A 14,306-nucleotide genomic window follows, 5' to 3' on the forward strand; every position below is an offset into this window, starting at 1 on the left:
TACGAACCGAGGTCGCCCGCGAGCGGGCGAGCAGGACTCGCGGCGCAATCAGACGTCGAAGCGGTCGAGGTTCATGACCTTGTTCCAGACCGCGACGAAGTCATTGACGAACTTCTGCTCGCCGCCCTCGCTGGCGTAGAGCTCGGCGATGGCGCGCAGCTGCGAGTTCGATCCGAAGAGCAGGTCCACCGAGCTGCCGGTCCACTTGACCTTGCCGTCGACGCGACCCTCGAACAGGTCGCCGGAGCCCGACGCCGCCTTCCACTCGGTCCCCATCGCCAGCAGGTTGACGAAGAAGTCGTTGCTCAGGGCGCCGGGCCGGTCGGTGAAGACGCCGGCCTTGGAGTCCGCGGCGTTGGCGCCGAGGACGCGCAGACCACCGACGAGGGCAGTCATCTCCGGGGCCGAGAGGCTCAGCAGTTGGGCGCGGTCCACCAGCATCTCCGTCGGGCGACGGTAGGGGGAGTCGCCCACGTAGTTGCGGAAGCCGTCCGCGGCCGGCTCGAGGGCGGCGAAAGACTCCATATCCGTCTGCTCCTGCGAAGCGTCCGCGCGGCCCGGGGTGAAGGGCACCAGCACGTCGTGGCCGGCCTGCTTGGCCGCGGCTTCTACCGCGGCGTTGCCGCCCAGCACGATCAGGTCGGCGAGGGATACACGCTTGTCGCCGGTCTGGGCGCCGTTGAAGTCCGACTGGATGCGCTCCAGCGTCCCGAGCACCTGCGCGAGCTGCGCCGGGTCGTTGACTTTCCAGTCCTTCTGGGGGGCGAGTCGCACGCGCGCGCCGTTGGCGCCGCCACGCATATCGCTGCTGCGGAACGTCGAGGCCGAGGCCCAAGCGGTGGCGATCAGGTCCGAGGTCGAAAGACCCGAGTCGAGGATCTTCGACTTCAGAGCCGCGATCTCGCGGTCACCGATCAGGGCGTGGTCGAAGGTCGGAATCGGGTCCTGCCACAACTGGGGCGGGGCCACGTCGTCGCCGAGCAGGCGCGAGACCGGACCCATGTCGCGGTGGATCAGCTTGTACCAGGCCTTGGCGAAGGCGGCGTTGAACTCGTCCGGGTGCTCGTGGAAGCGCTTGGAGATCGGCCCGTAGATCGGGTCCAGCTTGAGCGCCAGGTCCGTCGTGAACATGATCGGCGCGTGGAACTTCCCGGGGATGTGGGCGTCCGGCACGTTCTTCGGCGCGGAGTCACCCTTCGGGGTCCACTGGTGGGCGCCGGCCGGGCTCTTGGTCAGCTCCCACTCGAAGTTGTAGAGGTTGGCCAGGTAGCCCTGGGACCATCGGTCGGGCGTCGAGGTCCAAGCGCCCTCGAGTCCACTGGTGATGGTGTCTTCGGCGTTGCCCTTGCCGTAGGTGTTGATCCAACCCAGGCCCTGCTCCTCGAGACCAGCGGCCTCGGGCTCGGGGCCGACGTTGCCCTGGGGCGTCGCGGCGCCGTGGGCCTTGCCAAGGGTGTGACCGCCGGCGATCAGAGCCACGGTCTCCTCGTCGTTCATCGCCATGCGACCGAAGGTGTCGCGGATGTCCTTGGCGGCGGCGAGGGGATCGGGCTTGCCGTTGGGGCCCTCGGGGTTGACGTAGATCAGGCCCATCTGGACCGCGGCCAGGGGGTTGGCGAGGTCGCGATCACCGGAGTAACGCTGGTCCGCGAGCCAGGTGCCCTCGGGCCCCCAGTAGACGTCGCTCTGGGGTTCCCACACGTCCTCGCGGCCGAAGGCGAAGCCGAACGTCCTGAAGCCCGCCGACTCCAAGGCGCAGTTGCCGGTGAACACGATCAGGTCGGCCCAGGAGATCTTGTTGCCGTACTTCTGCTTGATCGGCCACAGCAGGCGACGCGCCTTGTCCAGGTTGGCGTTGTCCGGCCAGCTGTTGAGGGGCGCGAAGCGCTGGGTGCCGTCGCCGGCGCCGCCACGCCCGTCGGCGACGCGGTAGGTGCCGGCGCTGTGCCAGGCCATGCGGATGAAGAACGGCCCGTAGTGGCCGTAGTCGGACGGCCACCAGTCCTGCGAGGTCGTCATCAGCTCCTCGATGTCGGCGCGCAGGGCCGCGACGTCGAGCTTGGCGAACTCCGCGGCGTAGTCGAAGTCCTCACCAAGTGGATTGCTCGCCGGCGAGTTCTGGTGGAGGACGCGCAGGTCGAGCTGGTTGGGCCACCAGTCTTGGTTGGACATCGGGTCTTCATCGGCATCGCCGTAGGAGGCTTCGTCGACGTGGTATTCAGCGGTTGATGAAGCGTTCGCCTCGAGCGATCCGATGGAGCGAGAATCCTGGGGCGAGGCGCAGGCGGCGATCAGCAGGGCCGCGAAGCTCGCCGAGACGCAAGTGAGTTGTTGGGTGGGGGTCATGGTCGTTCCGTTGGGACGCGGTGGCTGGAGGGCGCTCCCTGCCAGATGTGGAGGGGGCCATGCCCGTTCCGAGCGATCGCAGCCAGGGTCGTAGGGCGCCGCAGGCATGGGTAGCGCGCGTCGTGGGCGTCATCTTGGGCCACGAACGGTCCGCAATCCTGATCTGATCCCCTTATGGTCCTGAGTACTCGGTCTGATGGGCCGGTCGCCGGGGCAGAGGCCCGGGGCCAGCGACTGTCGAGGATTGCTACGGCCGGCCACGGGTCCCGCGGGATCGGAGCTGGGGCGGACCGTGTGGGTACTCGGCGTCGGGATCTCGCGTCCGGGGTGGGCGGCTCCAGGACACTAATTCCCCGGCGGACCCTCGCCTCGACGCCGAGGCGGGCTTCGCCGTGGCGACCGGGAGCGCTGACACCAGCGGCGCACTCGGCTCGGGCCGGCCGGGGGGCTTGGAGAGCCGCACCTGTTTCGGAACCGGGGACACATCGCGGGGGCGCGGTGGTCCCACGGGGGCAGGCCTGACCCGCCTGTGGGCCCGCCCGGTCCCTACCGTTGGACGGTCGACCGCTGCTCGCGCTCGTAGAGACCCTGGACCACCGGCCGGATGTGGTCGGTCCAGATGGCATAGCCCGCTTCGTTCAGGTGCAGGCGGTCTGCGCGGAAGTAGCGCGCATCGGGCCGGCCGTCGGCGTCCGCGAGGTCGGCGGTGGGATCGATGAACTCGAGCCGCTCGTCCGCGTCGCACACGGCTCGAATCCGCCTGTTGGCGTCGCGGACCGTCTCGATGTGCTGCTCACGGGCCAGGGTCGGGGTGATCGCGATGTAGACGATGGGCAGGTCAGCATCGGACGCGCGCAGTGCCTCGACCAGTAGGCGGAAGAGCTCGACGACCTCGTCAGCTGACTTGGCGTCGCTGCCAGCGAGGTCGTTGGTCCCGCTGAAGACGACCGCCAGACTCGGATCGTGCTTGCCGACCAGGACGTCGGAGTAGCGCACCGAGTCGGCCAGCCGCGATCCACCGAAGCCGCGGTTGAGGACGGGGACCGGATCCATGTCCTCCTGCAGGCTGCTCCACAGGCGAATGCTCGAGCTGCCTACGAAGACCACGCCGCCCTTGTCGAACGGGCGCTCGAGGTCCTGCCGTTCGAACGCCTCGATCTCCTGAGCCCAAGGGGTCGGGGCCTCCTGCGCCGGTGCGGGTAGGGTTCGGTGGGATGGGCGGCAGGCCGCGGCCATCAAGGCGGCGACGAGCGCGATGCGAAGGAATGCAGGCACCGGGTCAACCTAATGTCCGGACTCAGGAACTTGGCATCACTTCCCGGACCCCGATCGCCGCTGGAGTCGTTGCACACTCCTTCGAGTGTCGCAGCGGAAACGCGTCGTCGGCGCGCCTGGCCCACATCCGTCACCAGGATCCGCGCCCAGCACGCCCAACGGGCGGCCAGCGGCCGCCTCTCACCGGCTGGCGGCACCGTGAAGACCGACCCGTCCTCAGCGGGGCGTGAAGCCTCAGCCGCGGGCCCTCGGCACCGCGACCACCCACGACCCCACCAACCCAAGCCAAGTCCCCAAGCCTCCGGGCATCCTCGGCATGGCTAATCCCGGCCCTCAGCTGGCTCCGAAGACCCGACCACCTCTTGGCCCGTGCCTCCCCGGACGGTCGTGCCCGCCAAGGTCACCTTGCTCTGCCCGGTGACTTCGAGCGCATCTCCACCCCAGCCGCCCATGGCGGAAGCCCCGTCCGGTTGGGCCGGGCCGCCCTCGATCAAGCAATCCACGAACACTACCCGCGACGCGCCTTCGACGTGGGCCGCGTCGGCATTGATGACCTCGTGGACCGTGATGTTCGACCGGAAGATGACCAATTGATCGACGTCGAAGGTGTTCAGGGCGCCGTCGAGGTTCACGTCCGATACATCGCAGTCGTCGATCTGGGACCGGCCGGGGATGGCCTGGGGCTTGACCGAGTCGGGGCTCAGGTGGGCCAGGTCGAAGCGCGGGATGTCCTGGATCACCATGTCGCCGAGCGCCGGACGCGGGCCAGCAGGGTTGCCGATCAAGCTCAGTTGTCGTCGATCGTGGTGCGCGCTTGGGCACCCGGTTCGATCAGCAGCATGTTGCCCGACGAGACGAACGCGACCGCGGCAGCTACCGAAGTGAAGTCGGCCTGTCCGTCATCGTCGACGGTCCTGGTGGTCTGAGCCGAGGCCGGCAGAGCGGTGTCGGCGCAGGCGAGCGGGAAGGTTGAAGTCGAAGTGAGGCTTGTCTGCAAGGGGAAGGGCTTGGGAGTACTCTCGGCCCAGCCGAAGGGCGATTGCGGTCTTGTAGAGAGCCGGAGTCCAGGAGAACGGGCTCGCCCCAGGGCTTCCAGCGGCGATCGGGGTGGGCTGCGCCCCCTCCCGAGGCCATTCCCTGAAGGGGGCACGTCCCCCGAGGGGCCAGCGCGGTGGGCCACTGCCGTGGATGCCCGCGCACGCCAGCTGGTTCCGGCCCGGAACGAGAGCGGGGGTCCCGACTCGAGTTCCGATCACAGGGGGTGGATCACGAGGCAGCTGTGGACTACTTGGCTCGAATCAGGGCGGCCTGAGTCGCCGTCCCCGTCCCCCGAATCGAAGCGTCCCCATCCATGCGAAACCCTCTGATCGTCCTAGGCGCGATGCTGGTCGCATCCTGCGCCGCCCTGAGCACTGGCCACTCCAAGGAGCTGGTCTACGTCGTCGAAGCCACCGGCGGCGCCTGAAGCGCTGGAGTCAAGGCCCGTGCGGCCATGAACAGCGTCGAAGGCATCGATCGACTCCACATGAGCGGCGCCCGCGCCGTCTTCGTCCTCGAACCCGGGAGCGACCTGGACCAGGCGGCCATCGCTGCCGCCTTCGAGGACCGCGGCATGCAGCTCGAGTCCCTGGAGTACGTCCAACGACCGCGGGCGCGCGGGGTCGTGACGGTCGACACCGGAGTGACATGAGCGGTCACCGCTGGCAAGGTCCGTGCGGCCTTGATGAACGAAACCGGTGCGATCGACGTCTACTTCGAGGATCAGATCGAGATCCTCGTGGCCAACCCCGATGACTTCTCCGTGGACGCGGTCCGCGAGGTGCTGACCGCGAACGAGATCGAGTTCAGCGAGGTCAAGACGGCGGGCTGAGAGCCGACGGGGCTCGAGTTCGCACCAGAGGGAGCGGCGGTGCTTGGCGCCGCCGCTCCTTCTCGATCAGGGGCGAACTGCGGGCGGCGGACGCCGGATCCGAAGTCGGTGGAGCTGGCTTCCGAGCGTCGCCTGCGGGCGGGCCGATGTCCTTGGGGTTAACCTGCATCCCAATGACCTCACTGCCGTACTTGGCGGGCTACTCGGAGTCGCTGCGAACCCAGGCCCTCGAGCTGCTCGAGGCGGGGGAGCTGGCCGACCGACTGCGCGCGCGCTATCCCGATCGGCACGACGTGCGCTCGAACAAGGCGCTCCAGGTCTACGTCCAGGAGCTCAAGGCGCGCCACATGAAGACCTCCGCGCCACTGGGGCAGGTGCAGTTCGACGACCGACTCCACGTGATCCACGGAGCGCTGGGCCTCCACACCACGAGTACGCGAGTCCAGGGCGCCAAGCTCCGCAAGCGCCGCTCGATCCAGGTGGCGAGCCTGTTCAAGGACACGCCGCCCGAGTTCCTGCGGATGATCGTCGTGCACGAGTTGGCGCACATGAAGCACGGCGAGCACGACCGCGCCTTCTACCGTCTGTGCGAGCACATGGAGCCGGAGTACCACCAGCTCGAGCTCGACCTGCGTCTCTTCCTGACCGCGAGTGAGTGGGCCTAGTGTCCTGGATCAGCAATTCGGCGTCACTGCCGGGGCTCCGATCGCCGCTGGCGTCGCCAGCGGCGATCGGAGCCCGGGAAGTGACGCCGAATTGCTGATCCAGGACACTAGGATCACGGCCTGCCGAAGGTCGCAGTGGGCGTAACGAGTCCAGCGATCGTCCGTCGCGCGCCGGCCCTTGCTCGAGTCGGCCGCGGATTCGAAGGAGACTCACGCCCAATGATCCGAAACATCCTCGCTGTCGTCATCGGCCTCGTCGCAGGCATGGCCGTGAACATGGCGCTCGTCTTGCTGAACGTCTACGTGCTCTATCCCATGCCCGAGGGCACGAGCATGCAGGACCCCGAGCAGTTCAACGCGTACCTCGGCACACTGCCGGCTACGGCCTTTCTCGTCGTGTTGGCGGCGCACCTCGGCCAGTCCTTCGTAGGGGCGTGGACGGCCGCGCGGCTGGGTGCTTCACGACCGATGGCGCTCGCGATGATCGTCGGCGCGCTCTCGCTGGCGGCCGGCGTCGCGAACATGATGACCGTCGACGGACCGTCCTGGTTGTCCGTCGAGCTGCCGCTGTACCTGGTGGTGGCCTGGCTGGCCGGCCGGATGGAGGTCCGGCGGCGCGCCGCTGCCTAGTGTCCTGGATCGGAAATTCGGCGTCACTGCCCGGAGGTCCGATCGATGCTGGCTAGTGTCCTGGATCAGAAATTCGGCGTCACTTCCCGGAGGTCCGATCGATGCTGGCTAGGCGCGCCGACGACGCGTATCCGCTGCGATACTCGGAGGAGGCGCAACGACGCCAGCGGCGATCGGAGCCCGGGAAGTGACGCCGAATTTCTGATCCAGGACACTAGGCGCGCCGACGACGCGTATCCGCTGCGATTCTCGGAGGAGGCGCTGGCGACGCCAGCGGCGATCGGAGCCCGGGAAGTGACGCCGAATTTCTGATCCAGGACACCAGGGGAGTACGGCAGCGCTCGATTCGAGCGCGAGCTCGACCGTGTCGCAGCCGCCGGGATCGGGCGCAGCGACCTACAAGGGCTTCCTCAGCGCCTGCCCTGCCGCGTGACGATCGGCACGTAGCCGACCTCGAGGCCCTTCGGCGGCTCGACGATCAGCGCGGGATCGAGCGATGCCAGCTCGCCGAGGTCGGGCGGCGGCAGGTACTCGCGGTCCCGCGTCCAGGCGCGGTGGAGGAGTTCGACTCGGTCCTGGAGCTGCTCGCGCTCCTCGTCGGACAGGTCCGCGTTCAGCAGTGCGGGCTGGTCGGCGAAGCGGTACCAGTGGTACGTCACCACGCTCCCGTCTCCGAGCTCCGCCTCGAACGGCCCCGCCACGGGGCCGGGCTCCGACCAACAACCGTCCTCGGGCGTGGTGTACGGGGCGGGATCGTGGGCCTCTGTCGGCACGAAGGAGGCACGCTCCAGGTCGCGCCGCACGGGCACGGCGTTGCGGCGAACCGGGTTCCAGATCGGCCCGCCATCGCCGTCCTCGAGCTCGAAGAACTCCGGCAGGGTGAACAGGGGGGCGTCCTTCTGCTGCTTCGGTCGAGCGACCCACTCCTGCGACCAGCGGTAGCCGAAGGTGTGGTCGTCCAGGGCGACCGGCTCGGCGAAGGAGCTCCACGCGATCGTCCGCTGCTCTTCGTTCGGCGTGTCGTCCGCGTGGATCTTCCAGGTCGACCAGCCGTGGCCGGGAATGGTGTGGAGCCTCCCCGCCTCGGGCGCGATCGCCCCGGAGGCCGGCTCGCCGCCGTCGAACCAGGTCTCGACCGCATCCCAGAGGGCGAGCCGCTTGTACGACGTGATGCGATGGACGAGGACCGACGCGTCGTCCCCGTTGAGCGGGAAGCGAGTCGGCGCCGAGCGCGCGTAGGCCCGCTCGCGTCGATCGAGTTCCAGGGTCGCCGGGATGTACTGGGTCTCCATCTGCAGCGCCCGGCCCGGATCGGACGGCATCGCGTCGAGGAAGATGCCGGCGAGGTCCGGGCGATCGATCGTGTGCTGGGAGAAGAAGTAGGGCGTGAAGAACGCCACCGGCCCCTTGAAGTTGGCCGTGTTCAAGAAGAGCGTCCAGCTCTGGTCGCCGGTCGGGACCGGATGTCCGGCGGTCGTCGCCTTCGGCTCGGTCAGCGGCAGCGGCAGGTAGCCGTAGCCGAAGAGCTCGCCGCAGGTCCCCTGGGCCAGGTTCAGGCCGTCGGGCGGCCAGATCACCCAGGGGCTGAGCTGAGCCACCCCGTACTTACCCCGCGGCTCGTCCCAGTCCCGTCCCTTGCCGGCGCCCGGTCCGTTGGCCCAGGTCGCGAAGTTCAGGGTCACGCCACCCATGATGAATTTGGGCGTAGCCGTCGCGAAGCGCGTGTCGCGCCACCAGCCGAGGCCGCCCTCGATGTCGGAGTACAGCTTGCCCTCGAGCTCGCGCTCGGGCTTCTGGGCGAACATCCAGGTGCCGAACAGCCCGGTCTGGAAGCGATTGCCGGGCCACTCTTCCAAGAGCGGCCAGGCCGCGACGTACATCGAGAAGCCTCCGCCGTACTCTGCCGAGGGCGCCTCGTTGGGGACCCCGAGGTAGCCGTGCATGAGCTGCCCCGAGGCGGGGGCCGCGAGCGCCACGGCGATCGAGGCGCAGATTGCGAGCGAGGTGCAGGAACGATGCATTGGGGGGTCAGGCTCCGAGGGGGGTCATCCGCGACCCAGCGCAGGCATCGGCGGCGAGGCGGCGCGAGGATCGTAGCTCCCCTTCTGGACCGCTGGGGGTGTGCCCGGCAGGCCTGCTCGATGGGGCGTCCGTCCCCGCGGTGGCGAGGGGGGCCACAGGCAGCCGGCTCTGGGCGAGTGTGCCTTGACCGCTACCTCGACGACGGTCCAAGGACGAGTCCCCGGCGTTTGCTCGAACTCCTCTGACGGTCCCTCGACGCGACCTCACCCAGCCCTCCCCCGTACTCCCAAGGCTTCTCCGCCTCGAATCCGCCTTATCCGAGAGAATCGTGTCGGCAACTGGCACGCGAATCGGGATGGACCCTTGGACGCGCCCGGCCCCTCGCGGAACAGGTCCCGACGGCTGACGGCGCGCCGAGCCCAACCCCACTTCGAAAGAGACTCCGTGAGACTCCTGCCCCCCAGCGTCGCCGCCCTCGGCCTCCTGCTCCTCCTCGCCCCCCAGGCACCGGCCCAGTGGACCTCCAGCGGGCTCTCGGTCGATCGCGCTGCCGTGGCCAGTGCCGCCCTGGGGGACCTGATCTTCTTCGGCGGCGGCCTGCTCGACTGGTCGGGTGGGGGGCACATCGTGGGCAGCGACGTCGTGGACATCTACGACGCGGCGACGGGGGCCTGGTCCGTCGCTCAGCTCTCGAGCGCGAGGGGTGAGGTCGCGGCCACGACCGTCGGCCAACTCGTCTTCTTCGCCGGTGGCGGCAACGTGGTCCTGTCGAGCGATGTGGTCGACATCTACGACGCCTCGGTCGGACCGCCGAGCTCGCCGGCCGCGTGGTCGACCGTCCAACTCTCGAAGGCGCGCAGCGGAATCTCGGCCGTGACCGTCGGAGATCGAGCGCTCTTCGCTGGCGGCCGGGCCGAGGATGGCGTGACGACCCTGGTCGACGTCTACGACAGCAGCGTGGGGCCGCCCAGCGACGCCGCTGCGTGGTCGACGACCGACCTCTCCTCGGCACGCCAAGGCATCGCCGCCGTCTCCGTCGACGGAGTGGCCCTGTTCGCAGGTGGGCGGGTGCCCGGTGTCGGGTTCTCGGCCACGGTCGACATCTACGACGGCGCCACCGGAACGTGGTCCACCCAGTCGCTCTCCCAGGCGCGATCGCTCGGCCTCCACGCGGCCGCGCGGGTCGGCCATCGGGCGTACTTCGCCGGCGGAGTCGTCTCGGCGTTCATGCCGGCCATCATGTCTTCGGTGGTCGACGTCTACGACGCCCAGTCCGACAGCTGGTCGACCCTGACGCTCGTCCTTCCGCGCGACTCCATCTCCGTGGCCGGAGTCGGCGGCCGCGTGCTGTTCGCCGGAGGTCTCCCCGCCAACGCCGGAGGCACCGACCTGGTCGAGATCTACGACGTCGGGAGCGAGTCCTGGCTGTGGCCGGCCCAGCTCTCGGAGCGTCGCCACGAGGCCGCCCGCGGCGTGGCCCACGGCCGCGCGGTCTTCGCCGGGGGCAGCCCGGGTCCGCAGGTGCCGGCGACGGCGAGCGACGCCGTCGACATCTACACCCCCTGCACGCCGGTCGGGGCGCTCGAGACCGTGCGTCTCGGGACGCCGCCGAATCCCGCGGCGCTGCTGCCTGGCACCACGAGCGCTCCGGTGGTCGCGGAGACTTGGGACCCCGTGATCGACCACAGCAGCTTCCTCCCGGGCGCCGTGCTCGACTTCGTGGCGATCGGACTGACGCCGTCGGATGTGCCCTCGCCGCTGGGCACCCTGCTGTGCGGCGCGGCGCCGATCTCGATCGTCACGGGTGCGCCCGGTGAGCCCTTCGGCTTCGAGATCCCGGCCGACTGCGGCTTGGCGGGCACGGTGCTCTGCACCCAGGGCGGTTCGATCGACGCCGCGTTGGTCGTCGGGCTGACCAACGCCCTCGACATCACGATCGGTACCTTCTGAGGTCTGTCGCCGTGTCGAGCTTCGCAGCCCAGCTCCCGGCCTCGGGTGATCTCGCCCAGCTCCAGTTCGCGGTGGCGCCGGCCGGCCGGTCGGGAACTCAGGCTAGCCGCCCGGGCGCGTGCCCGGGCGGCGGCGGCGTGGTTCGGCGGCGCGCTCGGTCCAACACGGTCCGGCGGCAGCCATCGAGCTGGAGATCCGCTTGCGTGAACCTCGCTTCGCACTCAAGACTGGGAGCGATGTCCGATCCGCGCAGTCCGCAGCCCCGACGGGACCTGACCCGCTTGGTCGGCGCCCTCGACAACGGCGAGCGTGAGGCCGCCCAGGAGCTGCTGCCGCTGGTCTATGGCGAGCTGCGGCGGCTGGCCGCCTCGCGGTTGGCCAAGCTCTCCCCGGGCCAGACGCTGCAGGCGACGGCGCTCGTCCACGAGGCCTACCTGGAGCTCGTTGGCACGGCGGATCCCGGCTGGCAGGGCCGCGCGCACTTCTTCGGGGCGGCGGCGCGAGCCATGCGGGATCTGCTCGCCGACCATCTCCAGCGCAAGGGCAGCCTCAAGCGCGGCGGGCACCTGCGGCGGCTCGACGCGGACGTCGACCTGGAGCCTGGGCACCGCGGGCCGAGCCTGGACGACCTCGCGGTGGAAGATGCGTTGCAGGAGCTCGAGGCCGGCTATCCACGGCAGGCCGAGGTCGTGACCTTGTCCTTCTTCGGTGGGCTCTCGTCCGCCGAGGTCGCTGAAGTCCTGGGGCGCTCGACCCGCACGGTCGAGCGCGACTGGCGCTTCGCGAAGGCTTGGCTGAACGCGCACCTGAGCGATCCCGATGGTCGTCCGGGCGTCGATCTCGATCAGGTGCCGCGCCGTGACTGACCCCCTGGACGCACAGGATCGCGAGCGACTGGTCGAGCTGTTCGACGTCGCGGCGGAGTTGACCCTCTCCGAGCGCGAGGACCTGATCGAGCGGGAGTGCGGTTCGCGACCCCAACTGCGCGGGGAGCTGGAGAAGCTGATCGCCACACTGGATGGGGAGGACGTGCTCGAGCGCATGCGGAGCGGCGGCGCTCCGTCGGTCGGGGCCCTGAGCGGCTCGAGCGTCGGGCCCTATCGGCTGGGCGATTTGATCGGCGACGGGGGAATGGGGGAGGTCTACGCCGCGGAGCGCCTGAGCCCCATCGTCCGCCGCGTGGCGCTCAAGGTCATCAAGCCGGGCCTGAACTCGGTCGAGGTCCTGGCGCGGTTCGAGGCCGAGCGCCAGGCGCTGGCGCGGATGTCGCACCCCAACGTCGCGTGCGTCTACGACGGCGGCGCGACCGATCAGGGTCGTCCGTACTTCGCGATGGAGCTCATCGACGGGGAGCCGATCACGGGCTACTGCGACCGTCGGCGCCTCTCGACCCGGGCGCGCATCGAGCTGTTCCTCGACGTCTGCGAGGGCGTTCGCCACGCGCACCAGCGGGGCATCATCCATCGGGACCTGAAGCCGTCGAACCTCCTGGTGGCGACCGAGGACGGAGTTCCGGTCCCGAAGGTGATCGACTTCGGCATCGCCCGCGCGACGACGGGCCGGCTCGCGGAGCGCACCCTGCAGACCCAGCTCGGTCGGGTCGTCGGGACGCTGGACTACATGAGCCCGGAGCAGGCCGACCCGGGCTCGGCGGAGATCGACACCCGCTCGGACGTCTACTCCTTGGGAGTCGTGCTCTACGAGCTGCTCAGTGGCCTGCGTCCATTCGAGCTGACCAGCGCGGGAGACGTGCCCCTGTCCGACCTCCAGCGGCGGATTCGGGAGGACGATCCGCCGACGCCGAGCACGCGCCTGCGCCGCCAGACGGACACGGCGACGGCTGCCGGGCCGCTGCGTGGCACCGACGGGCACGCGCTGATCCGCCAGCTCGCGGGGGATCTGGACCACATCTGCCTCCGCGCCCTGGAGAAGGAACCCGGCCGGCGCTACCAGTCGGTGGGCGAGTTGGCGGACGACCTGCGGCGGTACCTCGCCCACGAGCCCGTGGTCGCGACTTCCGCCGGGGCCCTGTACCGCGCGCGCAAGTACGTGCGTCGCCACCGCGCGGGCGTCTCGGCGGGTGTGGTGGTGGCCGCCGCGATCGGCGTCGGGGCCTTCGGCTTCGTCAGTGGCCGGCTGGAGGCGGCGGCGAAGGGCCGGCAGCTGCTGGAGCTGGAGGATGCGCGCGTGCTGGCCCAGCTGGTCGATCGAGCGGATGACGAGCTCTGGCCGCCCTATCCCGGCGGGGGGCGTGTCGAGGAGATGGGAGCGTGGGTCGATCAGGCCCGTGCCCTCGCAAACCGCCGCGATCGCCACGTGCGCGCGCTGGAGACGATTCGGGCGCGCGCGCTTCCGGCGAGCGAGCCCGAGGGTGACCGGCGCGATTGGGGCTTTCAGAGCTACGACGACCAGCTCCTCCACGACATGCTCGCGGACCTCGTGAGCGGGCTGGAGGTGCTCGAGAGCGAACTGCTTGATGACCGTCCGCGCAGTGAGGTCGAGGCGCCAGGCCCGCACGGCTGGAGCGTCCCGCAGCGGATCGCCTACGCGGGGCTGATCGAGGCCAGCCTGGCTCCAGGTGGCGAGGTCGCAGCCGCCTGGGAGGCCGCGCTGCCCGAGATTCTCTTGGACTACCCGGGACTCGAGCTCCAGCCGCAGCCGGGGCTCTTGCCGATCGGTCGCGATCCGCGATCCGGTCTCTGGGAGTTCGCGCACCTGTTGACCGGCGCAGCGCCGACGCGCGGCGAGGACGGCGTGCTCGAGATCGATGCAGAGACCGGGCTCGTCCTCGTGTTGCTGCGTGGCGGCACCTTCTGGGCGGGGGCGCAGCGGGAGGACCCCGAGTTGCCCAACTACGACCCCCAGGCCAACCCCGGCGAGAGCCCCGTGCGAGAGGTCGAGCTCGCGCCGTTCTTCATGTCGAAGTACGAGATGACTCGCGGGCAGTGGGCCCGCTTCACTGGCGATCAAAGGAGTCTCAGCGAGGCCAACGGCCCGCAGGCGGCCGAGCGGCCGGCCCAGTGGGTCAGTTGGAACGACTGTGATCGGGTGACGGCTCGCCTCGGACTCGAGCTTCCCGACGAGCAGCAGTGGGAGTACGCAGCGCGCGGAGGCACGGATTCGCCCTGGTGGACCGGCGACGAGGAGGGCTCCCTCGAGGGTCGAACCAACCTGCTCGACAGCAGGACAGCCGCGCTGTGGCCGTATTGGGCGAGCAGCTCGCATCCCGCACCCTGGGACGACGAAGACGTCGGGACTGCTCCGGTCTGGCGCTCGTCGCCCAACGGCTTCGGACTGCACGAGGTGACCGGGAACGTCCTCGAATGGACCTCGAGCCTGGCCTTCCCGGTGGAAGCGGGATCCGGCGTGGATCTGAGCCGTGTCCCGCGCCGCGCTCGCGGAGGCTGCAACCGGATGGGGACCCACGCGGCCCGCTCGGCCTTCCGCGAGCTGGGGAACATGCCGGACTTCGCCATGGGCACGCTCGGGTTGAGGCCGGCGATGTCGATTGTGGCCGACGGTTGACGTCGGTGGGCGATCCTCGCGAT

The 14,306-nt window shown here is 69.7% G+C and carries 12 protein-coding genes; 7 read left to right on the top strand and 5 right to left on the bottom strand.

The window, feature by feature from the left end; genetic code table 11:
* Nucleotides 1-48: 48 nt before the first annotated feature.
* The 4 genes from katG to Pla133_RS05975 all read right to left on the bottom strand — a co-directional run bounded on the left by katG (nucleotide 49) and on the right by Pla133_RS05975 (nucleotide 4,618).
* A complete protein-coding gene (gene katG, locus Pla133_RS05960; protein ID WP_145063472.1) occupies nucleotides 49-2,346 on the bottom strand; it encodes a catalase/peroxidase HPI in 2,298 nt (765 codons plus the stop codon).
* 546 nt (nucleotides 2,347-2,892) lie between these two features.
* Nucleotides 2,893-3,621: a GDSL-type esterase/lipase family protein gene (locus Pla133_RS05965; RefSeq protein WP_145063474.1), complete on the bottom strand. Its 729-nt coding sequence runs from the start codon at nucleotides 3,619-3,621 to the stop codon at nucleotides 2,893-2,895.
* A 320-nt stretch (nucleotides 3,622-3,941) separates the two neighbouring features.
* Nucleotides 3,942-4,406, bottom strand: a complete 465-nt coding sequence (locus Pla133_RS05970) for a hypothetical protein (protein WP_145063477.1) — start codon at nucleotides 4,404-4,406, stop codon at nucleotides 3,942-3,944.
* A 2-nt stretch (nucleotides 4,407-4,408) separates the two neighbouring features.
* The gene (locus Pla133_RS05975) at nucleotides 4,409-4,618 is read right to left on the bottom strand and encodes a hypothetical protein (protein ID WP_145063479.1); all 210 of its coding nucleotides are present in this window, start codon (nucleotides 4,616-4,618) and stop codon (nucleotides 4,409-4,411) included.
* Between the two features lie 495 nt (nucleotides 4,619-5,113).
* On the opposite strand from Pla133_RS05975, the gene Pla133_RS05980 reads away from it, so the two are divergent.
* From Pla133_RS05980 to Pla133_RS05990, 4 genes are all read left to right on the top strand, one after another.
* Nucleotides 5,114-5,311 (top strand): hypothetical protein, encoded by a 198-nt coding sequence (locus tag Pla133_RS05980; RefSeq protein WP_145063481.1) that lies wholly within the window; start codon nucleotides 5,114-5,116, stop codon nucleotides 5,309-5,311.
* A 30-nt stretch (nucleotides 5,312-5,341) separates the two neighbouring features.
* The gene (locus Pla133_RS26005; protein ID WP_419192174.1) at nucleotides 5,342-5,491 is read left to right on the top strand and encodes a hypothetical protein; all 150 of its coding nucleotides are present in this window, start codon (nucleotides 5,342-5,344) and stop codon (nucleotides 5,489-5,491) included.
* 173 nt (nucleotides 5,492-5,664) lie between these two features.
* Nucleotides 5,665-6,156: a M48 metallopeptidase family protein gene (locus Pla133_RS05985; RefSeq protein ID WP_145063484.1), complete on the top strand. Its 492-nt coding sequence runs from the start codon at nucleotides 5,665-5,667 to the stop codon at nucleotides 6,154-6,156.
* Between the two features lie 219 nt (nucleotides 6,157-6,375).
* A complete protein-coding gene (locus Pla133_RS05990; RefSeq protein ID WP_145063486.1) occupies nucleotides 6,376-6,786 on the top strand; it encodes a hypothetical protein in 411 nt (136 codons plus the stop codon).
* A gap of 410 nt (nucleotides 6,787-7,196) precedes the next feature.
* On the opposite strand, the gene Pla133_RS05995 is transcribed toward Pla133_RS05990, so the two are convergent.
* Nucleotides 7,197-8,807: a hypothetical protein gene (locus tag Pla133_RS05995; RefSeq protein ID WP_145063488.1), complete on the bottom strand. Its 1,611-nt coding sequence runs from the start codon at nucleotides 8,805-8,807 to the stop codon at nucleotides 7,197-7,199.
* Between the two features lie 445 nt (nucleotides 8,808-9,252).
* Here Pla133_RS05995 and Pla133_RS06000 point away from each other — a divergent pair, with 445 nt between their 5' ends.
* From Pla133_RS06000 to Pla133_RS06010, 3 genes are all read left to right on the top strand, one after another.
* The gene (locus Pla133_RS06000; RefSeq protein WP_145063490.1) at nucleotides 9,253-10,758 is read left to right on the top strand and encodes a Kelch repeat-containing protein; all 1,506 of its coding nucleotides are present in this window, start codon (nucleotides 9,253-9,255) and stop codon (nucleotides 10,756-10,758) included.
* A 236-nt stretch (nucleotides 10,759-10,994) separates the two neighbouring features.
* Nucleotides 10,995-11,624 (top strand): ECF-type sigma factor, encoded by a 630-nt coding sequence (locus Pla133_RS06005; RefSeq protein ID WP_145063492.1) that lies wholly within the window; start codon nucleotides 10,995-10,997, stop codon nucleotides 11,622-11,624.
* Entirely contained in the window at nucleotides 11,617-14,283 is a 2,667-nt protein-coding gene (locus Pla133_RS06010) for a bifunctional serine/threonine-protein kinase/formylglycine-generating enzyme family protein (RefSeq protein ID WP_419192175.1), read from the top strand. The genes Pla133_RS06005 and Pla133_RS06010 overlap by 8 nt, the downstream gene beginning before the upstream one ends.
* Nucleotides 14,284-14,306: the final 23 nt, after the last annotated feature.

It is taken from the genome of Engelhardtia mirabilis (assembly GCF_007748095.1).
Classification (GTDB): Bacteria; Planctomycetota; UBA1135; order UBA1135.